Raw genomic sequence first — 20,919 nt, 5'->3', positions numbered from 1 at the left:
TAGGCCTTTATTATTGACTTCTAAAAGGAATATTTTGCATGCGCTGGGTGATTGACTGTGGGCCCTGTCCAAGCAGCACACCATAATGGGTCGCATTACTCATGACATGCTTGACGTAATCACGAGTTTCAGTCAGAGGAATACTTTCTGTGTATTGGTCCGCCGCAATCGGCTGATTATCAGGCTGCCAACGGCGCGCACGATTTGGCCCTGCGTTATAACCTGCGGTGGCAAGTACAGGACTGTTACTTAATTGGCTTTGAATCATGGACAAGTAAAATGTGCCATAACGTACATTGGTATTCATATCACTCAGTGCAGCAGGATTATAGGTTTCACCCATTTGTCTAGCGACCAGTTTTGCTGTATCCGGCATGATTTGCATCAAACCACCGGCCCCCACATGCGAACGTGCATGGGTAACAAATCGGCTTTCTTGGCGCATTAACCCATACGCCCATGCAGGATCTATGCCTGCATTGCGACTATGGCTGACCACATAGCTTTGATGCGGCATGGCATAACGATAACTGTAGTTATGCTGCTTGACGGTTCGATCGGCTGCATAGATCGCGCGGTCATACCATCCCATTTCTGTGGCACGTTTGGCAGCAGCCAAAATTAAGCCATCATCTTGTTTTAAATAAGCTTGTCGAACAGCCCAATTCCATTCACGGTTGACATAATTGTCTGGCGCATTGACGTTGCGCAGTGCAAAAGCGCGGCTAAAGTGAATATCTTGACTCAAACGCTGCGCATCCGCATTGCTCGGTTGGGTATTGGCTGGAATTGTTTGATAACGCTGACCAATACGATCTTTTGCCAATAAGTTATGATAATCGTCACCTACTGACAATTTTTTGAAGATCTCGCGTGCCAGTGTTTTTGACTTTGCATCACCACGTTGTTCTGAAGCACGGGCTAACCAATATTGCCAGCGGTCTTCTTGTTTCTGCGTCACACTCATGCCATCAATGGCACGAATGACACTCTCCCATGCGCCAAAACGAATGGCTTGGCGTGCATAAATTTCAGCTTCTTCTTCACTCAGTGCTAAACCGTAGCTCCGATCGAAGGCTTGCAACACTTCCACATTAAAATTATTTTTCATAACGGTTGTGCCACCGATATATCCCACGGCGCGGTACAACGCTTTTTGTACCGACTCAGGTGTACCCTCTGCAGCACGTTTTACCGACGCCAGCGCAGTATTTAGATCACTGTCGGCTAAACGCCCAATGGCATAAATTAAATACGCTTGATCTGCCGCCGATGCTTTCGGTGCGGACCATAGATAGTTCAGTGGATCGGCTTGAATACTATTCAGCTGCGCCAAAGACAGATTCATGCCAATCGTTTGTGCGGTTGCAATCGCTTGACCTGACTGCCCTGCGCGTAGCTGCGCCCATAAACGTTGTTGTTTGTCTTGTTCCGTCATCAGTGGACTAGACAACATCATGCGCCCCAGCCCTGTACAAGATTCAGGTTGTGAATTGGTCGTGAGCCAAACATCTTTATATTCGGCAAAAACCAAAGAGTCGCCTGACTTGGCACGGACTTGCGCCATGGCACAGCTTTCTGCGCGATCTGCATTAGACACATAGGCCAATACCGGCTGCGCAGAAGCAAAGTCGGCCATTTTGACTTTTTCTTCGATGTAATCTGCTGCTAACTTCTCAGCCATGGCAGATTGCGGATAGCGCTGTGCAAATCCAACAATATTCGCCGCAGGTTGCAATGCCAAATTACTGTTAAGCACCCAATATTCAGGATAATAGCCCAGCACATCACCCTGCATACTGCTTTGATATTGTTGTAATAAACCGACATTGCCTGCATTTGCTGCACGCAAGGCATCATTAAACTGTTCATCTGCGGCATGTGTCGCTGCCGATAGACCCAAGGCAGCCACACCCAACGCAAACACTTGATAATATTTATTCTGTAATCGTTTTAACATGGGTTTGCCTTCAGTCATCTTTGGATTGCCTAGTCTCGTCTCATCATTTTCATTAGTTTAATAACTCATAACAGACTCTATTGTTCTCTTATGTAACCTTATGATTAGACAATATTAATTTTCCTGCATTTTCACTTCACAAATCAATCTTTTTAGCTTCAGATTTAAAGCTATAAGTTTATTCAGATTTCCTGCTAAAATATGCGCCTTTCGTAGATTTCATATGGTGTTTGATCACCCTTTTTTGTCGCCAGCCAAGCTCTGCTTTCGCCGCCACAGATACTGATCAGACACAAAAACCTAGATTTATCCCCCTTAGGAGCCTACATGACGGTTCAAACCTTCATTCCAAATGGTGCCCAAGCTGCCTCAGAAAACACTGTTACCCAGCCACAGCACACCCCAGCCATCGATGGATCAGTTAAAAAACTGTATATCGAAACGCAAGGGTGTCAGATGAATGAGTATGACAGTCACCGTATGGCAGACTTACTTGGCGACTCGCACGGTTATGTGCTGACCCAAGATCCGAAAGAAGCTGATATTCTACTCATGAATACCTGCTCGATTCGTGAAAAAGCCCAAGAAAAAGTGTTTTCTGAATTGGGTCGCTGGCGCAAGCTGAAAGACAAAAATCCAGACCTGATCATTGGTGTCGGTGGTTGTGTGGCCTCTCAAGAAGGTGACAACATTCAAAAACGTGCCAACTATGTCGACATGATTTTTGGCCCGCAAACCTTGCACCGTTTGCCACAAATGCTTGATCAGCACTTTGATCAAATCGAAAAACCTAAGAAAGAAAAAATCAAATTGGTGGATATTTCTTTCCCTGACATTGAAAAATTCGACTTTTTACCTGAACCGCGTGTGGAAGGTTACAAGGCTTTTGTTTCAATTATGGAAGGTTGTTCAAAATATTGTTCATTCTGTGTAGTGCCCTATACCCGTGGTGAAGAAGTTTCTCGCCCACTGGATGATGTTTTAGCTGAAATTGCGACCTTAGCCGAAAAAGGCGTCCGTGAGATTTCTTTATTGGGTCAAAACGTCAATGGTTACCGTGGTGAAACATTCGAAGGCAATATCTGTACTTTTGCAGACTTATTACGTCTGGTTGCAGAAATTCCGGGGATTGGGCGTTTACGCTACACCACCTCACATCCACTTGAGTTTAATGATGACTTGATTGAATGTTACCGTGACCTACCGCAAATGGTGTCGCATCTACATTTGCCCGTGCAAAGCGGCTCAAACGATGTATTGCAAGCCATGAAGCGTAACCACACCATTGATGTGTATATCGACAAAATTGCCAAATTACGCAAAGTCCGTCCAGATATGCATTTATCCAGTGACTTCATCATTGGTTTCCCGGGTGAAACCGATGCGCACTTTGAAGAAACCTATCAATTCATCAAAGATATGGACTTCGACCATTCCTACAGTTTTGTCTATTCAAAACGTCCGGGTACACCTGCGTCTGATCTTGAAGACACCACCTCAGAAGACGTGAAAAAAGAGCGTCTCAGTAAAGTTCAAAAATGGATCAAACGATCGAGTATTGACAAGACCGATGCCATGCTCGGCACCATTCAACGCGTTTTGGTCGAGAAAGTTTCAGACAAAGATCCAAACCTACTGATTGGCACGGCGGATAACACTCGTTATGTGAGTTTTATTGGTGATGCAGCATGGGTCGGACGTTTCGCTGAAATCGAAGTGACAGAGATTAAAACTTTGAATTTTGTTTATGGTGAACTCTTGAATCTTGAGCCTGACGTGGCGTAATGTAAGGGAATAGATTCTGACTACTTAAAGGAATTCTCTTGACTGCAGCGATTCGACGTACAGTAACTTTTCCTGGGGTTTCAATAGAACGTTTAAAGAGCATGCTCGGTGCTTATAACGGTCATTTGAAACAAATCGAACAGCGTTTAGATGTCACTATTTCCCATCGAGGTGATGCATTTTATGTCGATGGTGAAATGGATGCAGTTGAGAGAGCCGAAGGTCTGCTCCATCGCCTGCATGAAGAAGCAGAAAATACGGTACAAATCAGTGCCGACACCTTACACCTCATGATTCAAGGCAGTCAGACTGACCGTGAATTACAAGAAGACCTCGACGGGCAAGAGCACACTGGTTTAGATGAAGTATGGCTCCAAACCCGTAAAGGTCGTATCAATCCACGTGGTGCCAACCAAAAGCGTTATGTGCAGCGTATTCTACAAAGTGATATTTCTTTTGGTATTGGACCCGCGGGTACAGGTAAAACCTATCTCGCAGTTGCGGCCGCAGTCGACATGCTAGAGCGTAATGAAATTCAACGGATTTTATTGGTTCGTCCTGCCGTTGAAGCGGGTGAAAAACTCGGCTTTCTACCCGGTGATTTAAGCCAGAAAATTGATCCCTATTTACGCCCACTCTACGACGCCTTGTATGAAATGCTTGGTTTTGAAAAAGTAGCCAAACTGATTGAACGTCAGGTGATTGAAGTCGCACCACTGGCGTATATGCGTGGTCGAACGTTAAACCACTCTTTCGTGATTTTAGACGAAGCGCAAAACACCACGCCTGAACAAATGAAAATGTTTCTCACACGTTTAGGCTTTGGTTCGCGTGCGGTGATTACAGGCGATATCACACAGGTCGACTTACCGCGTGGTCAGCAATCCGGTCTGGCCCATGCTTTACGAATCATCGACAAAATCAAAGAAATTCACATTACCCGCTTCCACTCTCGTGATGTAGTACGTCACCAATTGGTGCAAAAAATTGTTGAAGCTTATGAGGGATGGGATGCAGAACAACATCGCTTAACTGCTGAAGCGCGTGCTGAACGCAAAGCGCGTCAAGAAGCCTTAGTGGCTGAAAATGATGCCGCTGCCGATGCTCAGCATTAAGTTAAAGTCTGCGGGCATTTTAAAATGCCCGCAGATATGATTATTTAAGGATCTATTTTGAAACTGAGTCTTTCTCTACAACAGGACTTTCAAGCACCTGAGTTGGTCTTGAAACGTGGCTATATCAAAAAAGTTGTAGAAACTGTTTTACGTCATATTGGCACGCAGAGTAACTGTGAAATTGGCATTGCTTGTGTCGACCATGATGAAAGTCATAAATTGAATTTGGAATATCGCGGCAAAGATAAATCAACCAATGTGTTGTCTTTCCCGAGCGACTTGCCAGATGAAATGGCACAAATTCTTGACTCATTTCCTATTGGCGATTTAGTCATTTGCATTCCTGTGGTGCTGTTGGAAGCGAAAGAACAAAACAAAGCGCCACTGACGCATTTCACTCATATGTTGGTACATGGCACTTTGCACCTCATGGGCTATGACCATGAAACGTCAGAAGCTGATGCTGAAGAAATGGAAGGCATCGAAATTGAAATTTTGTCTAAACTCGGTTTTGAAAACCCTTATTTAGAACAGTAATTATTAGATTTGAAGCAACTCACCCGATTCATCTCGATGTGTCGGGTTTATTTATGCTAAAAATAATGCAAGATGAAAAAATAGATGAAGAGATTATAAAAATGCATACATCGATTTCAAAACTACTCTGCATTATCGCCCTCTCCTGCACCACACCACTTTATGCCAATAGCAATGATGAAAATCAAACATCCTGCCAAGAAGTGAAATTTCTAGACTCAGCTCAGGCTTGGGCTGGGCATTATTATTTGCAGGGTGTTATGGAGGTCGGTTCTGAGCTTTTACTAGAGCCCAACGGTAAATTTAAATGGTACTTAGCTGTCGGCTCTTTAGATCAATATGCCGAAGGGACATGGTGGAAAAACGGCAACTGCATTGGTTTAAAGGCTCTGCCGAAATATAGCAAGCATTTAGAAATTTTTCCTGGCCGCCTAGATGTGGAAGAGTCTCATTTAACTGTAACTTGGATCGGTGGACGTCAAGACGGTACCTATGTCCGTGCAACCCACTAAACTGAAGTAAGCAAAATCATCAAAGTACACTTAAAAGTGCACAACTCAGTGCACTTCAAACTCTGCCTCTGCTGGGTCAAAACGCCATGTACGCACAATGCGTAACTCAGAAATATCCTTCATTTTGGCATCAAATCCACCGAATGGTGCGGCTTTACGCACCGACGCTTTTGCAGCCTCATCAAGCATCTCATGGCCTGAACTATCAATTAGGCGAATGGCGCGGATACCTCCTGATGCATTTAGAATCACCATTAAACGTACTTCACCCGCCAGTCGTTGTTGTTTAGCTGCTTCCGGATAGTAACGGTTGCCATAAAATTACACTTTCTGACGGAACTTTTCAAGATAGGCTGCCGAAATATCTTGCTTAGCTTGAATCCCATCGAGTGTTTTAATTTTTTGCTGACGGCTAAAGTTTTGTTGGCGTTGTAAATATTGCGCTTCAAGGCTGGCCACCATTGCTGCTTTGGCCTGAAACTGGCTGTTCATTTCTTCCATGGCTTTTTTGCGCTGGTTATCCTCAGCTTGTTTTTGCCAACTTAAAGTCGTCATTAACAGTTTTTCTTCAAAATTCAGCTCACGTTTTTGTTGGATCTGTTCTAAAGTTTCACGCTGCTGTTCGCCTGTACTTTGCTCAAGCATCGGTGCGGGCATGTCACTCGACATGCGATGTGACTCACGAAAGGTCCCTGAACCCTGTTGATCGGCTTGCGCTAAAAAATCTGCGTTTTCAATTTTTTTATCAGAAGGACGCAAGGTAACGGCAATTTCTTTCACTGCCGCATCATTTTCTTGAGGCATCGCAAATTGCAAAGTCAAAATCACGAGATGCAAAAATACCGCCAGCACGACGGTCGCTGTAAAAATTGGGTCTTTCCACCAATCATGAGCCAAAGGCATTACATTTATTTTTCTAAGCATCACACCAAACCGACAATTTGTCTTGTTCCCCAAAGCGCATACGCGCAGTATAAAATAGACACAGTCTTCATTTTATTGCGTAGAATGAGACCTTGTGCCCTTTAGATTCACTGTTTCATAAAATCATGAAAATGGTGCAATTAATTTTGCTAAACTGCAAGGTTCATGAGCAGTATTTTTCAAACATTTCGACCAGAGACCTGATCGCTCAAACACGTTGATTAGCTAGGACGCCTCTTATGCAAACGCTTATTTCCAACATTTCAAATCGTTTACGCCAAGTTTATCAAAAGGCGGAAGGATTTATTGAGGATGAGCGCGAGTTTCCAATGTCTCAAGTCTTTTTAAATGCCACTTTTCAACGTTTTGTGACCGACAACGTGAGAATGTTGAAAGACCTGCATGCCGACTTACATGATGATTGGTTACGTTTATACGCCACGCTCGATTATAACGGACTCAAACTCACGCTTTCGGTAGATTTGAAACTGGCACAAATGGAGTTAAATAAAAAAACGCAGTTGATCGTATTTGAGCAAATCAGTGACACCAGTGTGCTGGATGCTGAATACCCAACGGTATTTCATAAAATTGGCGTGCGCTGTGCCCTATTCTTTTATCAAAAAGTCCTGAACCAAGACCCCTTAGGCATGATTTTAGAAAAACTGAATGTGATTAAAGTCAAAGATGATCTGCTGCATTTGGATCTGAATCGCTGGTTAGGAAAAAATCGTTCAATTATTGATACCTTAGGTAAAGTCCATGTCAATCATGCCGTGTTGCGTGAAGCAGAATTGGTAGTAATCGGTAATGTCAACTTAACGGCATTGTTCAATAAGTTTTCGCAAACCTCTATCGATGACTTGATTGAACCCAATCTAGACGAAAGCACGGTCTCGCCAATTCGACAAAAATAACTCGGGATGCTGCGACTAAAATGTGACTTAAGGTGGGTAAAAGAAACATAAAACTACAGTTTGCCCTATGTTTCGAATTTTTTCTTCATAATCAACGTGCATAATATTTCTATGCAAAAAATTTGTGCCTACAACTGAATAGGAAACTTTTTCTTATGGCTAAATCAATGTTGAAAACAGTCGCAATGGCAACAGGTGTCAGCACCTTGCTCTTTGTCGGTTTCTCCAGTCAAACCTTTGCCATGAGTCCATTCCAAGCCAGTTATCAATTTAACTATAATGGCAAAAATATGGGCTCAGCGACACGTACGTTATCGAAATCGGGCAACAACTGGAACTATGTCTTTGCAGCCAAAGCTGGTGGTATCGCCTCTGCAACCGAAAGCAGTCGCTTTAGTTTCAATGGTAAGCAAATTAAGTCCAGCAGTTTTAGTCGTAGTAGTAAAATTTTGGTGCATAACAACACCATGAGTATTAACTTCAATCCAGCCGCAAAAACCATCAATACCAAGAAAGACAAAGAAGCGCGTTCTTTCGCTTGGAAAGCAGGTGTACTGGATGAACTGAATGCTGAATTACAGCTTCGGGAAGACATCAAAAATGGCGGCTTAAAATCGACTTATTATTTGGCCGATGCCAAAGAAGTGGAAGCACGTAAATTTGTAAAGCAAGGTTCTGAGTCAATCAAAACCGATTATGGCACCTTTGATACCATTAAAGTGGTCATGAAACATGACAAACCTGGCCGCGAAACCATTTTCTGGTTAGCACCTAAATTGGACTATCTTCCAGTCAAAGTCAGCCATGTGGATAAGAAAACATCCTATGTATTGCTATTAACGGGTTATAAAGGTGCAAGCAATTAGTCATTTTGACGAATTTTACTTGCATTTTTTCAGGTGCTTCCTAAAATACGCTTTTGCTTGAAAAAGCACCTGCCCCTAGAGGATTCTCCCGTGTACGCACTAGAACAGAAAATCTTAAGCGAAGGTATCGTTCTATCTGATGAAGTTCTGAAAGTTGATGCTTTCTTAAACCACCAAATTGATCCGGTTATGATGCAATTAATCGGTAAAGAATTTGCTGCTCGTTTTAAAGATGCAGGCATCACTAAAATCATCACGATTGAAGCATCAGGTATCGCACCTGCAATCATGGCAGGTTTAGAACTGGGCGTGCCCGTTATTTTTGCGCGTAAATACCAATCTTTAACCTTAAAAGATGACCTTTACCGCTCAAAAGTCTTTTCGTTTACCAAACAAACGGAAAGCACGATTGCGATTTCAAATAAGCACATCAGCTCAGCAGACAAAGCCCTCGTGATTGATGACTTCTTGGCCAATGGTCAAGCGGCATTGGGTCTGATTGACTTAATTCACCAAGCGAAAGCAGAAGTTGTAGGTGTGGGTATTGTGATTGAAAAATCATTCCAACCTGGTCGTGATATTCTGCTTGAAAAAGGCTACCGCGTTGAATATTTAGCACGCGTAAAGTCATTGGCAAATGGGACTGTTGAATTTGTTCGTGACTAATCACGGCATTCAACCTGAAAAAAGAGCACCTCAAGTGCTCTTTTTTTGTCACTCAGATTACCCGCGGGTCATTCACATGTAAATGCCACATTTGCGCTGTAGGTTATTCTTAATTTAATTACACACTGAAGTTGGAGAAACGCGATTTCTATAGCATGATCAAATCTAAAAGGTAATGTCCACTTTCTAAGAGAAAAACCAATAAAAACTAAACTGGATACTATTTTATAGAGATACCGTATTGAATGATAAACAAGAAACAATTAACTGAACGATCATTTACCCCAAGCCAATTATTTGGATTTGATGGCGTACACTCCATTCAACTCGCCGTAGACTTCATGCACGACTTAAGTAAAGCAGACTCCTTGCAAGCTGTTTTAAACACCATTGCGTACTGGGTTTCTCACGTGTTTAATGCGGATCGGGCCAGTATTACCCTGCAAGATACTGAAGAATATCTCAAGCTGTATTCGATTTCAGGCAATCATGCGATTCCAATGGATTTTAAAATTCCGATTGGGCAGACTTTTGTCGGACGCGTTTTTACATATGCAAAGCTGATCATTTGTGATGACCTTGCACAGTCAGATGAACTGGATTGTAAAATGCTTTCCGAGCATGGCATGGGAACCTGTATGGATGCGCCCATGATTCACAATGGCGTGTATATTGGCACCTTAAATGTGGCAGATCAACGTAACCATCACTGCACCTAAAAACAAGCGATTCTTTTACAAAGTCCCACCACATGGTTAGCTTTAAACATTAAATTGCATTTACAAGTGCAAGAAATGGCTGTCTTAACCTCTACAGATGAGCTTACGGGATCCTTTAACCGCCGTGAATTTGTGCAAGAAAGCAATCAAACCATGCAGCATTTCAGCCATGCTCGCGTGCCATTTACGATAGGTATCTTAGATATTGATCACTTTAAACAGCTGAATGACTGTTATGGACATACCGCAGGTGACCATGTCTTGAAAAAGATGACAAAAAAATAAAAGGTATCCTACGTGAGGGAAATTTTTTAGCCCGTATTGGCGGTGAGGAATTTTCGATTATTTTAGCTGCCTGCCTAGGTGATGAAGCCATGCGGGTCTTTAATCTGTTCAACGATTGAAGCCATGGAAGTGCATTATAAACAAGAAGTGCTGCGTTTTACGGTCAGTATAGGCGTTGCTGAAGTCGGCAAACATGATGCTGATGCAGAGGATGTCTTTAAATGTGCAGATAAAGCCTTGTACTGCGCCAAGCAAGCAGGAAGAAACCGAATTCACTTTGCCAGCTAAACCGTTTTTAAAAACATAGCATCAAGTACTTCATAAAATTACAAGTTTAATAAATATTATTGCCGCAAATTCAACTAAGATTTACTCTAGATTCAGTTGTTTAGATCTTTTAAATTAAAGCGCAAAACACGGTTGTTCTGCGCAACGTGTCATCCACACCGTAAAACGGCTGCCAGCTTCAATCACTGGTCACCCGAATAGGCCAAATAGACTATGGAAAATACAATTCTCTGCCCAAAATGTGGCTCTAGTGATGTTGAAAAACGCAATCACGAGCAACAGCTGACTAAAATTGGGGGCGTATTGCTCAGTTCGGCAGGTGCAACAGCTGGTACCGTCGGTGGTGCAGCATCTGGGGCCTCTATTGGCGCAGCGATAGGTGCAGCGGCTGGACCTCTTGGAGTGATTATGGGTGGTACCATTGGCACTTTTGTCGGTGCAATCAGTATTGGTGTAACAGGCGGATTTTTAGGACATCGTTTTGGTAAAAAAGCGGGTGTGATTGTCGATAAAAATGTCTTCCTTGACTATAAATGTCTCAAATGTGGGACAAAATTTAAAGAACAGCATCTGACGCCAGCTCAATAATAAAAAGCCCATCAATGATGGGCTTTTTCATGTCTCAATGCCTAAGCTTGTAGTTTCTTCACCACTTCCCCAAGACGCTTACCTTGAGCTTCGCATAGCACTTTTTCATCTTGGCTTAAGTGCTGATCATGTCGAGGCCCGCTGACATGGCTGGCGCCATACGGTGTTCCCCCTGTTTTAGTATGTGACAATGCGGGAATAGCATTGTTCAACCCTAAAATCATCATGCCATGATGAAACAACGGTGGCAGCATGGTCAACAAAGTACTTTCTTGGCCGCCATGCATAGACCCTGACGAGGTGAACACACAAGCAGGCTTGCCATGCAAAGCTCCATTGAGCCAAAGACTGGTGGTCTGGTCGAGGAAATATTTCATTTCAGAGGCCATGTTACCAAAGCGAGTTGGTGAACCTAGTGCCAAACCTGCACAGTTTGCCAAATCCTCTAAACTACAATAAATATCACCTTCTGCAGGAATACTTGGCTCTGCTTCCTTCACCACAGCCGCAATATTTGGCACCGTTCGAATTTTAACTGCAACGCCACTGGCTTCAATTCCATTTGCAATCAGATGCGCCATTTCACGGGTACTGCCGTATTTGCTGTAATATAAAACTAAAACATAAGTTTGCATGAATAGAGTTCGGTGACAGAAAAAATAAAACTATACGGTATTTTTCCTATTTTTTGGTTAAGCTTAGGGTGAAAAATGTAGAAAAGATGAAGAAAACAAAAGAGATACTTTGCCTATGTTAGAACAGTACTTAAGAAAACTTCCTTTCTATGAGAAAACTTGGTTTCAGTTCGTTTTATTTGTACTGCGCCGTTTTGAGGCCGATCGATGTCGTGAACAAGCGGGCTCACTGACCTATACCACCCTGTTTGCCGTCGTTCCGATGCTGACCGTTTTTTTGGTGATCATTTCCTCAATTAAAGCGCTTGAACCTGCACGGCAGCAATTACAACAACTGATCTATAGTAATTTTTTACCGAAAACTACGATTGCTTTTGATAAGGCTTTAAATGCGTTTACCGATAAATCCAGTAATTTAACCATTATTGGGATCTTATTTTTATTCGTCACCACCGTCATGATGCTGACCAGTATTGAAACGGTCTTTAATCGAATTTGGCGCGTTCGTGAGACTCGCGGTGGCATTATTGGCTTTATGCGCTATTGGACCATTATTTCTTTAGGCCCCATTCTACTCGGTAGTGCCTTTGTTATTTCGTCGACGATGGCTTCCCTCAATGTTCTGAGCAATAATTTTGCAGGCTATGAGCTTGATGGCGCATTTGTCCTGTGGCTGATTTCATTCTGCTTAACCGTTGTTGGCTTTTTTATTCTGAATTGGACCATTCCAAACCGCAGTGTCCCGATTAAATCAGCTTTGATTGCAGGTTTATTTAGTGCCGTCGTGTTTGAACTCCTGAAAAATTTGTTCGGTTTCGTTATGTCGAATTTCACCAGTTATGAAATTATCTATGGTGCATTTGCTGCGATTCCCATTTTCCTATTATGGATTTTTCTGTCTTGGAATATCGTCTTGATTGGGGTCGAAATTAGTTATGCACTGACCGCATTTACCTCCCATAAAGAGCAAAAACGGCATCCTGTGATTATGCTGCTGGATTTGCTGGAACTGTTTTATAAAAAGCAACAGCAAGGACTCAGTGTTTCTGATGATGAAGCTTTAGATGTATTAGGGCGGGATGAATTGGGGCGTTGGCCGAGTTACGTGTTTATGCTTGAACAGCAAAACTTAGTCAAACGTACCGATGATAACCAATATGTGCTGGTACGTAATTTATCTCAAGTCGATTTTTGGAGTTTTTACAGCAAACTTCCTTACCCTTTACCAAAGCGTAAAGATTTGGGTAATGTCCATCCTGATGATGTGTGGATGCAAAAAATTGGCCCAGCATTAGTAGAATCGGATGATTACTTGGCGGCCAAACTCGCTATTCCGCTGTCTACAATTTTTGATGATAAATCTTAAGACTTCATATAAAAAACGTGTCCAAGACACGTTTTTTATCATCCCACTCAAATCAGTCTGAGCTTAAGACAGATTCAAGCCTACCCAGTATTTACTGCAAAGCCATTTTAAATGCTTGTACATACTGCTTAATTTTGTGATGCAAACTCACCACCATTACACCCATCAATACAAAGCATGTACCTACCAAAAAGTTGAGTTCCAGCTGCTCATTGAGTAACACCACACCAAAACACATCCCAAAGATTGGGGTCAAAAAAGAAAAGACTCCCAACTGCGATGCCAAGTATTTTTTCAACAGCCAAAACCAAATCAGATAACTGGCAAATGACACGACAACGGTATGGAAAAGCAAACTTGTAAGAGATAATACAGACCAGTGAATCGTCGCTTGTCCCATGAAGAAAGCCACAGGCAATAACACCAAGAAAGCGATAAAGAGCTGATAAAACAAAGTTTGGGTCGCTGGTGCTTCTGCTAGTTTAGTCAGCCGAACTGCAATGGTCGTGGCGGCCCACAACACCCCTGCTAAGAGTGCTAAAGCATCGCCCCAAAGTGCAGAACTTGCAGCCGCTTGTGAAGCTGCAGGACGAAATAAAAATGCAATCACAATCCCGAAAAATGCACATGCAATGCCCAACCACTGAATGAGCGATAAACGTTCAGAAGGCAACTTCCAGTGCAAACCCAATGCTACAAAAATAGGCGCGGTATACAGCAAAACCACGGTATGCGCCGCTGAGGTAAAGCGTAAAGCTTGAGCGACCAGAAAAAATTCTGCTGCAAATAAAAGCCCAACTAAAATTCCTGCGGGTAAGTAGTCTCGCCCCCATAAAGATGTGCCCTTTGCCAACTTGATCATGGGGTAAACCATCAATGCAGATAAACCTGAGCGAAGTGCAATTTGCATTACTGCAGAAATATCGGGGGCAGCAAGCTTTAACACCACTTGTTGCAATCCCCACAAAATACACAGCCCAAACATAATCCCTGAAGCTTTACTGTCCAGCGCTTGACGACTACTCACGACCTGCTCCACTGAAAAAGATCAAAGCTCACTATAGATTTGTCTGAAATAAAACATATAATTTAAAACAGACAAGAGATCTTCTTATTCAGGCAATTTCAGCCATGCCCCAACGACAACAAAAAAAGAGCGTACCACTCAAACAATTACCGACCAATGATCATATTGATAAATTATTATGGATCAGCTTTCGCGAAGACCCCGCGCAGTCGGTTTATCCTGTGCATGGACATGCATGGGGCGAATTTGTATATGCCTTTAATGGTGTGATGGAGGTGAATATCAACCAGATTGACTATCTTACCCCGCCACCTTATGGCATTTGGCTTCCACCCAATGTGGCCCATAGCAGCTTAAATCGTACCGATGTTTCACATGGCACCTTGTATATCCATGAAAGCTTATGCACTCATCTGCCTCAACAAGCCGGTATTATGCTCAGCTCACCTTTGGTCTCGGCACTATTTAAGCATTTGAGACAACACAGCCTGCCAGATGATGCACCTGAACACATGCGCTTACTCTATGTCTTGCTTGACCAATTACACCATGCAGAATTGGTCAGTAGCTATTTACCGCACTCTGAACACCCGACCCTAAAAAGCATTTTAGATTTTTTACATCTACATCCTGCGGACAAAAGTTCTTTGCAACAACTGGCAGTACAGCACAATATGACTGAACGCACACTGGCACGTTATAGTCAAAAAGAACTTGGCATGTCCTTGAATGAATGGCGACAGCGCTTAAAAGTCATGAAAGCCATGAGCATGCTGACAGAGGGAAAAAAGGTCGAAAGTATCGCGCTGGATTTGGGCTATGCCAATGCATCGGCCTTTATTAATATGTTTAAACGCTGGATGGTATATACCCCCGATCAGTTCCGTAAACTGTACCATAGCCACCAATAAAGCTAAAAAAAAAGATCACCGAAGTGATCTTTTTGAATGATGGGGTTTGAAAGTCTGTAAATTAAGCTTTAACAAAGGTATTCCAAGAATAGTCTTGGTTTTTGCCTTTTAGAGTCATTTTCAACTGCTCACCCGCCTGTAATGCAGCGACCCCAGCAGGTGTACCTGTCATGACTACATCACCCGCTTCCAAAGTGAAGACTTGGCTAATGTCGGCCAACAAGGTGCCTATGTCAAAAATTAAGTGTGCGGTGTTGCCCGCTTGGCGCAGCTCATCATTGACATGAAAACTGTAATGCACATCATCCCAGTCCTGTACCACATCGGAAACAGCAACCCAGTCTGCCAGTACACACGAACCATCAAAGGCTTTGGCACGTTCCCAAGGCTGGCCTTTGGTTTTCAAGTCATCTTGTAAGTCACGTAAGGTTAAGTCCAAACCTAAAGTCACAGCTCCTACCGCTTGAAGGGCTTGAGCTGGATCGGCTGCTTTGCTTAGGCGATGGTCAATGCGTAAAACCAGTTCACATTCATAATGGCAGCTGCCCCATGCAGGATTCCAAGAGATGCCCGCATCTAAACTGAGCAAACTGCTCGGTGGTTTGATAAATAAAACGGGACGATCAGGAATCGCATTGCCTAATTCTTTGGCATGGTCTGCATAACTACGACCGACACAGACAATTTTAGATGGACGTGTACTCATGATCTTCCTCTGATTTTTTGATGGTGTTATGGCGCAAAATGCTTATTTTTTAAAAGTATTTTCAAATTTTGCTTGATCCGCACTATCGGCCAACGCACGCTTAGGCACAATCACCACAGTACGGTTTTTCAGCTCAAGCATATAGGTCAGCTTGCCACTGGCAAACTTTTGCACTTCATTATAATGGACCACTTGCTTGCGGCCATTGGCATAAATTTCCGCATAATCTTGGTATAAATCGATGCCTTGCTCACTTTTACCAAACTGATATTTCACAAATTGGCGCTTAAACATCATCGGCAGGAACCAATAGCGCATGAGAATTTGTAAAACCAAGAAAAATATACCCAATGCCACATAGTAACGACCGACGCCTGAAAAGCCGAGCATAAAGCCCCACACAATAATCCCGACACTAATCAATGGCGTGATAAAACGCGTCATTTGCTTTTTACCAAAGGTCGCTAAGGCAAAACCATCTTGGGATTCTTCTAAAGTAAGGAAATAACGTGTCGATAATGCAGGCTTGTTCTCTGACATAGGGTCACATCAAATAGCTAAAAATATTGTGCTCAATACTACAACACAATCGGTCATTTTTTTAGGACTTTAGCAGATCGATGTTGATTAGCGGCGATCCACTCAAGCCGAGGCCATACAGATATCAGAACCGCATGATAAAACTGAGATGCAACAAACAACTGAATAACTACGGCAAAAAATCTATCCATGCTATGGATTTCTACAGAACAGAAAGTTCAGGCACAAAAAAACCGCAACATGTGCGGTTTTTTCAATATTGATCAAGTTGGTGCGCTCAGAGAGATTCGAACTCCCGACCCCTTAGTTCGTAGCCAAGTGCTCTATCCAGCTGAGCTATGAGCGCGACGTCTTGATGGGGTGAATTATACGTGAATCTTATTTTTTGTTAAGTCTTATTTTCATAAAAGCCGATCAACTGCCCAGTTATTAAGCATAGTGTATATAAAACGCTGCATAAACCAACAGATTGATCATTCCATACGAAAATAGCTGGGGAATCACGCAAGAATAGCGCTTTATTTATATCGGATTTTTCTTGAGGAATCACTTTCTAAATCGAAGTACTTCATTTTTTACAGACACAAAAAAACCGCAACATGTGCGGTTGATTGTTCAAGTTGGTGCGCTCAGAGAGATTCGAACTCCCGACCCCTTAGTTCGTAGCCAAGTGCTCTATCCAGCTGAGCTATGAGCGCATTACTTGTGTGCCAATTCAGGCGATACGTTACATACAGTTTACTTATTGGTGCGCTCAGAGAGATTCGAACTCCCGACCCCTTAGTTCGTAGCCAAGTGCTCTATCCAGCTGAGCTATGAGCGCGACATAAGTAAAGTTGGCGGTGAGAGAGGGATTCGAACCCTCGGTACAGTTACCCGTACGCATCCTTAGCAGGGATGTGGTTTCAGCCACTCACCCATCTCACCGTAACGTGCGGCCATAATACAAACTTCATGCTAGCACTGCAAGCACAGACACTCAATTTTTTGCATATTTCTGTTCAATTAAATACTTTTTAAACAATTTAGGGCGGATTCATCCGAATTTCTTCTTTTCTCTATATCTGCATGTTGAATAAAACAGCAGATATTCTAAATTGCCGACATAAAACACAATATTGCAATCATTTGCGTGCAGTCTGTCTTCGCATGACTTATGCTAATCCTATCTACTGACATACAGCCAAAGACATTATGAAAAATTGGGTCGATCCTGAAGCAAAAGCTGAAGCTGAACGTTATGACAACCCTATTCCGAGCCGCACGCTCATTTTAGAAACCATCGAAGAAAAAAAGACGGCTTTATCGCATGCGGACTTGGTCGAAATTTTTGAAATTGCAGATCAAAAAAGCATTGAAGCACTCAGCCATCGCTTAATTGCGATGGTTCGTGATGGTCAACTGATGAAAGATGGCTTCAAGTTTCAAATTGCCGAAGAGCAACCTGAACATGAAGCAACGGTTTACATCAATAATAAAGGCTTTGGCACGGCGAATATTGCAGGTCATGAAGACTTACTTTTACCTGAACGCGAACTGCGCCAAGTGTTTAATGGTGACCGTGTTAAAGTGCGTCAAACCTCAGTGGACCGCAAAGGTAAAGCTTGGGGCTTTATTACCGAAGTGGTGCAACACCGTGTGAAGCAAATCATTGGTAAAGTATCGATACATGACGGTGAATACTTTATTCAACCAGCAAATCCCAATGCGCACCAACCGATTACTTTAGAAAAAGAGTTAATCGAACATGCACAAGTCAAAGTGGGCGATTCGGTTCGTGTCGCAATTGATGACTATCCAACCAAAGATGAGTTGGCAACAGGTCATATTGTGCAATCGATGGCAGACAAGGCCGACACTGAAATTATTATTCCACAAACCATTTTAGAGTTTGGTTTGCCGTATGAATTCCCAGAAGAAGTGATTAAAGAAGCAGAAAGCTTTAAAGAGCCTTCAGCACAGGACCGTGAAGGTCGTATTGACCTACGTGATTTAGCCTTAGTCACTATTGATGGTGAAGATGCACGCGACTTTGATGATGCAGTCTATGCGGAAAAACGTCCAGGCGGCGGTTACCGTGTGGTGGTGGCCATTGCGGATGTGAGTCACTATGTCCGTTCTGGCAAACCACTGGATGATGAAGCTCAAGAACGTGGTACATCTGTGTATTTCCCGCACTTTGTTTTACCGATGTTGCCTGAAGCCCTCTCGAATGGCTTATGTTCACTCAATCCGCATGTGGACCGTCTATGTATGGTCTGTGATTTAAACCTGTCACGTGCAGGTCGGGTCACCAAGTTTGAGTTCTACCCATCTGTGATGCACTCAAAAGCACGTTTAACCTATACCAATGTTGCCCAATACTTTGAAGGCGACAGCAGTGCCATTCCAGAAGATCGTGATGTGCGCAAATCCTTGAATACCCTGTTCCAACTCTATCAAGTCCTCAAAGGTTTACGTGCAGAACGTCATGCCATGGAATTTGAAACGGTTGAAACTTACATGACCTTTGATGAGCTGGGCGGCATTAAGGAAATTTTACCGCGTACGCGTAATGATGCGCACAAACTGATTGAAGAATGTATGTTGTTGGCAAACGTGGCAGCGGCTGAATATGCGCTACAACATGATGTGCCAATGTTATACCGTATTCATGAGCCACCTGAGTTTTCACGTATTCAAAAAGTACGCGACTTTGTCAAACTGCTAGGTCTACCGTTCCCAGAGCAGCCGACTCAGAAAGACTACCAAGCCGTGATTGATGCAACCAAAGACCGTATTGATGCTCCAAGTATCCATGCCGTACTGTTACGTTCAATGATGCAAGCCTACTACGGCGCCAATAACGCAGGTCACTTTGGTTTGGCATATGAAGCATATACGCACTTCACTTCCCCAATTCGTCGCTACCCAGACTTGTTGTTACACCGTGCCATTAAAGCCAAGTTAAAACATAAACCTGCACCTCTTTCAGGGGCCGCTTTGGATGATGCTGGTCAACATTTCTCGGCGACTGAACGTCGCGCAGATGAAGCATCTCGCTCTGTCACCACATGGTTGAAATGTCATTATATGCAGCAGCATTTGGGTGAAGAGTTTGTCGGCACCATTTCTGCCGTGGCAGAATTTGGCCTATTTGTCACACTCAAAGACTTATATGTTGACGGCATGATCCATGTCAGCCAACTGGGCGATGACTACTTTGTCTATGACCAACCAAGTCAGAGCTTGATTGGGCAGGCACGCGGTCAAAGCTTTAGCTTGGGCGATGAAGTGAAAATCAAAGTTGCAGCAGTGAATTTAGAAGACCGCAAAATTGATTTTGAATTATTGCAGCAACTCTCACATGGTGGTCGGCCCATACGTAGTCGAGCGCCCCGTGTTGGCAAAGCCAAAACAACACGAAGCGAAAGTAAAGAAGAAGTCTTTAGCGAGTCGACAAACGCCTCTCCCAGTAACAACGGAGACCAGCCCATACGACGCAAAAAAGATAAATCCCAACCTAGCTCCTACAGCAAAAAGCCTAGTAAAAAATCTTCATCAAAGTCTGAAACAAAGGCTAAAGATAAAGTGAAGAAAAAGTCGAAACCTAAAAAGAAAAAATCAAATGCAAAAGCGAAAACTGAGTAAATGATGTAAAAGGTGCTAGGGCTTAATGTTCTAGCACCTTTTTTCATAGGGCCAACATGAACTTTTTGCGTTTATTTTTAAGCAAACCTATCAGCCAATACCATCCCCTGCTTTATTTCATGGCCACGCGTAGCCGACGTATGATGCGCTATTGGCAGTGGAAAACAGATGGGAAAGACTATGCCCATTCATTTTCTGACGTCCCTTTGGCTTTTCGCGTCAAAAAGCATCAGTCCGTTCTGATTCGTAAATTAGGCGACAGCGATCAGCAGTGGCAACACAATAAAGTCATCAATCTTAAAATTGCCAGTCCGTGTATTTCCGGGATTTTAATCCATCCACAACAAACGTTTTCTTTTTGTCAGTTGGTGGGACAACCAACAACTCAAAAAGGCTATGTCGAGGGAATGGAACTCAGCTTTGGTCAAGCACGCGGTGGTATTGGTGGCGGTATTTGCCAAATTGCCAATCTTATTCACTGGCTTGTCTTGCATAGCCCGTTACAAGTGGTACAACGTTCACAGCATTCCTTTGACCCGTTCCCAGATCATGGTCGTGTTCTTCCATTTTGTAGTGGGGCTGCAATTTTTTATAACTATATCGATTATCAATTTTACAACCCCACCCCGCATAGCTTTCAAATTCGGCTGTGGTTTAGTGAGAAATGCCTAGAAGGTGAACTGCGTTGCTCCGCCGATTTAGGCTATGTCTACCATGTGTTTGAACAACAGCATGCCTTCCTAAAAATCGGGACGGACTACTACCGACAAAACGAAATTTGGCGACACCGCAAAGAAAAATATAAAAGCGGTGAAATCTTAGCCACTGAATGCATGACCCGTAACTTTGCCAAAGTGCTTTATCAGCCCTCACGCATTGACCAGCACTACCCATCATGGGCTGAATTTCAAGCAGCGCAAAACATCAAAACCAATTAAAACT

General features: G+C 43.1%; 18 protein-coding genes, 4 tRNA genes and 2 pseudogenes. 14 read left to right on the top strand and 10 right to left on the bottom strand.

Annotation, left to right across the window (positions count from 1 at the left end; translation table 11 throughout):
* Nucleotides 1–10: 10 nt before the first annotated feature.
* Complete coding sequence (locus WH214_RS11175; RefSeq protein WP_339422139.1) at nt 11–1,978, bottom strand: lytic transglycosylase domain-containing protein; 1,968 nt, start codon at nt 1,976–1,978, stop codon at nt 11–13.
* A gap of 309 nt (nt 1,979–2,287) precedes the next feature.
* Here WH214_RS11175 and miaB point away from each other — a divergent pair, with 309 nt between their 5' ends.
* From miaB to WH214_RS11155, 4 genes are all read left to right on the top strand, one after another.
* On the top strand, nt 2,288–3,745 hold the full coding sequence (gene miaB, locus WH214_RS11170) for a tRNA (N6-isopentenyl adenosine(37)-C2)-methylthiotransferase MiaB (protein WP_078426188.1): 1,458 nt from the start codon (nt 2,288–2,290) through the stop codon (nt 3,743–3,745).
* 38 nt (nt 3,746–3,783) lie between these two features.
* A complete protein-coding gene (locus WH214_RS11165) occupies nt 3,784–4,860 on the top strand; it encodes a PhoH family protein (RefSeq protein ID WP_062032459.1) in 1,077 nt (358 codons plus the stop codon).
* Nucleotides 4,861–4,917: 57 nt separating this feature from the next.
* Entirely contained in the window at nt 4,918–5,397 is a 480-nt protein-coding gene (gene ybeY, locus WH214_RS11160; RefSeq protein ID WP_339422138.1) for an rRNA maturation RNase YbeY, read from the top strand.
* A gap of 101 nt (nt 5,398–5,498) precedes the next feature.
* On the top strand, nt 5,499–5,909 hold the full coding sequence (locus tag WH214_RS11155; RefSeq protein ID WP_339422137.1) for a hypothetical protein: 411 nt from the start codon (nt 5,499–5,501) through the stop codon (nt 5,907–5,909).
* A gap of 45 nt (nt 5,910–5,954) precedes the next feature.
* On the opposite strand, the pseudogene WH214_RS11150 reads toward WH214_RS11155, so the two are convergent.
* Nucleotides 5,955–6,812, bottom strand: a pseudogene (locus WH214_RS11150) (energy transducer TonB).
* Nucleotides 6,813–7,072: 260 nt separating this feature from the next.
* Between WH214_RS11150 and WH214_RS11145 the strand changes: the two are divergent.
* From WH214_RS11145 to WH214_RS11120, 6 genes and pseudogenes are all read left to right on the top strand, one after another.
* Complete coding sequence (locus WH214_RS11145; protein WP_004691240.1) at nt 7,073–7,750, top strand: hypothetical protein; 678 nt, start codon at nt 7,073–7,075, stop codon at nt 7,748–7,750.
* Between the two features lie 155 nt (nt 7,751–7,905).
* Entirely contained in the window at nt 7,906–8,616 is a 711-nt protein-coding gene (locus tag WH214_RS11140) for a DUF3108 domain-containing protein (RefSeq protein WP_339993367.1), read from the top strand.
* Between the two features lie 90 nt (nt 8,617–8,706).
* Nucleotides 8,707–9,282: a xanthine phosphoribosyltransferase gene (locus tag WH214_RS11135; RefSeq protein WP_339993366.1), complete on the top strand. Its 576-nt coding sequence runs from the start codon at nt 8,707–8,709 to the stop codon at nt 9,280–9,282.
* A gap of 245 nt (nt 9,283–9,527) precedes the next feature.
* Nucleotides 9,528–10,001: a GAF domain-containing protein gene (locus tag WH214_RS11130; protein ID WP_339422135.1), complete on the top strand. Its 474-nt coding sequence runs from the start codon at nt 9,528–9,530 to the stop codon at nt 9,999–10,001.
* Nucleotides 10,002–10,076: 75 nt separating this feature from the next.
* Nucleotides 10,077–10,574: pseudogene (locus tag WH214_RS11125) on the top strand (GGDEF domain-containing protein).
* A gap of 213 nt (nt 10,575–10,787) precedes the next feature.
* Nucleotides 10,788–11,162, top strand: a complete 375-nt coding sequence (locus tag WH214_RS11120) for a hypothetical protein (protein ID WP_339422134.1) — start codon at nt 10,788–10,790, stop codon at nt 11,160–11,162.
* 41 nt (nt 11,163–11,203) lie between these two features.
* Here WH214_RS11120 and wrbA read toward each other — a convergent pair whose 3' ends face one another.
* Nucleotides 11,204–11,797, bottom strand: coding sequence for an NAD(P)H:quinone oxidoreductase (gene wrbA / locus WH214_RS11115; RefSeq protein ID WP_148825453.1), 594 nt, complete (start codon nt 11,795–11,797; stop codon nt 11,204–11,206).
* A gap of 115 nt (nt 11,798–11,912) precedes the next feature.
* Here wrbA and WH214_RS11110 point away from each other — a divergent pair, with 115 nt between their 5' ends.
* On the top strand, nt 11,913–13,163 hold the full coding sequence (locus WH214_RS11110; protein WP_004691249.1) for a YihY family inner membrane protein: 1,251 nt from the start codon (nt 11,913–11,915) through the stop codon (nt 13,161–13,163).
* A 91-nt stretch (nt 13,164–13,254) separates the two neighbouring features.
* Here the strand turns inward: WH214_RS11110 and WH214_RS11105 are convergent, their stop codons facing one another.
* On the bottom strand, nt 13,255–14,190 hold the full coding sequence (locus tag WH214_RS11105) for a DMT family transporter (protein ID WP_339422133.1): 936 nt from the start codon (nt 14,188–14,190) through the stop codon (nt 13,255–13,257).
* Nucleotides 14,191–14,294: 104 nt separating this feature from the next.
* Here WH214_RS11105 and WH214_RS11100 point away from each other — a divergent pair, with 104 nt between their 5' ends.
* Complete coding sequence (locus WH214_RS11100; protein WP_339422132.1) at nt 14,295–15,101, top strand: AraC family transcriptional regulator; 807 nt, start codon at nt 14,295–14,297, stop codon at nt 15,099–15,101.
* Between the two features lie 61 nt (nt 15,102–15,162).
* On the opposite strand, the gene WH214_RS11095 is transcribed toward WH214_RS11100, so the two are convergent.
* From WH214_RS11095 to WH214_RS11070, 6 genes are all read right to left on the bottom strand, one after another.
* The gene (locus tag WH214_RS11095) at nt 15,163–15,807 is read right to left on the bottom strand and encodes a fumarylacetoacetate hydrolase family protein (protein ID WP_159152621.1); all 645 of its coding nucleotides are present in this window, start codon (nt 15,805–15,807) and stop codon (nt 15,163–15,165) included.
* 42 nt (nt 15,808–15,849) lie between these two features.
* On the bottom strand, nt 15,850–16,347 hold the full coding sequence (locus tag WH214_RS11090; protein ID WP_004691260.1) for a YcxB family protein: 498 nt from the start codon (nt 16,345–16,347) through the stop codon (nt 15,850–15,852).
* A gap of 269 nt (nt 16,348–16,616) precedes the next feature.
* Nucleotides 16,617–16,693: transfer RNA gene (locus WH214_RS11085), tRNA-Arg, on the bottom strand.
* A 275-nt stretch (nt 16,694–16,968) separates the two neighbouring features.
* Nucleotides 16,969–17,045: transfer RNA gene (locus tag WH214_RS11080), tRNA-Arg, on the bottom strand.
* Nucleotides 17,046–17,093: 48 nt separating this feature from the next.
* A tRNA-Arg gene (locus tag WH214_RS11075) sits at nt 17,094–17,170 on the bottom strand.
* A gap of 14 nt (nt 17,171–17,184) precedes the next feature.
* Nucleotides 17,185–17,274, bottom strand: a tRNA-Ser gene (locus WH214_RS11070).
* Nucleotides 17,275–17,538: 264 nt separating this feature from the next.
* On the opposite strand from WH214_RS11070, the gene rnr reads away from it, so the two are divergent.
* A complete protein-coding gene (gene rnr / locus WH214_RS11065; RefSeq protein ID WP_339422967.1) occupies nt 17,539–19,977 on the top strand; it encodes a ribonuclease R in 2,439 nt (812 codons plus the stop codon).
* A gap of 56 nt (nt 19,978–20,033) precedes the next feature.
* A complete protein-coding gene (locus WH214_RS11060) occupies nt 20,034–20,915 on the top strand; it encodes a VanW family protein (RefSeq protein WP_339993362.1) in 882 nt (293 codons plus the stop codon).
* The last annotated feature ends 4 nt before the right edge of the window (nt 20,916–20,919 follow it).

Source organism: Acinetobacter sp. MYb191, assembly GCF_037572605.1.
Taxonomy (GTDB): domain Bacteria; phylum Pseudomonadota; class Gammaproteobacteria; order Pseudomonadales; family Moraxellaceae; genus Acinetobacter; species Acinetobacter johnsonii.
Note: the sequence above shows the minus strand (reverse complement) of the source record. Positions and strands in the feature narration are given on the sequence as shown.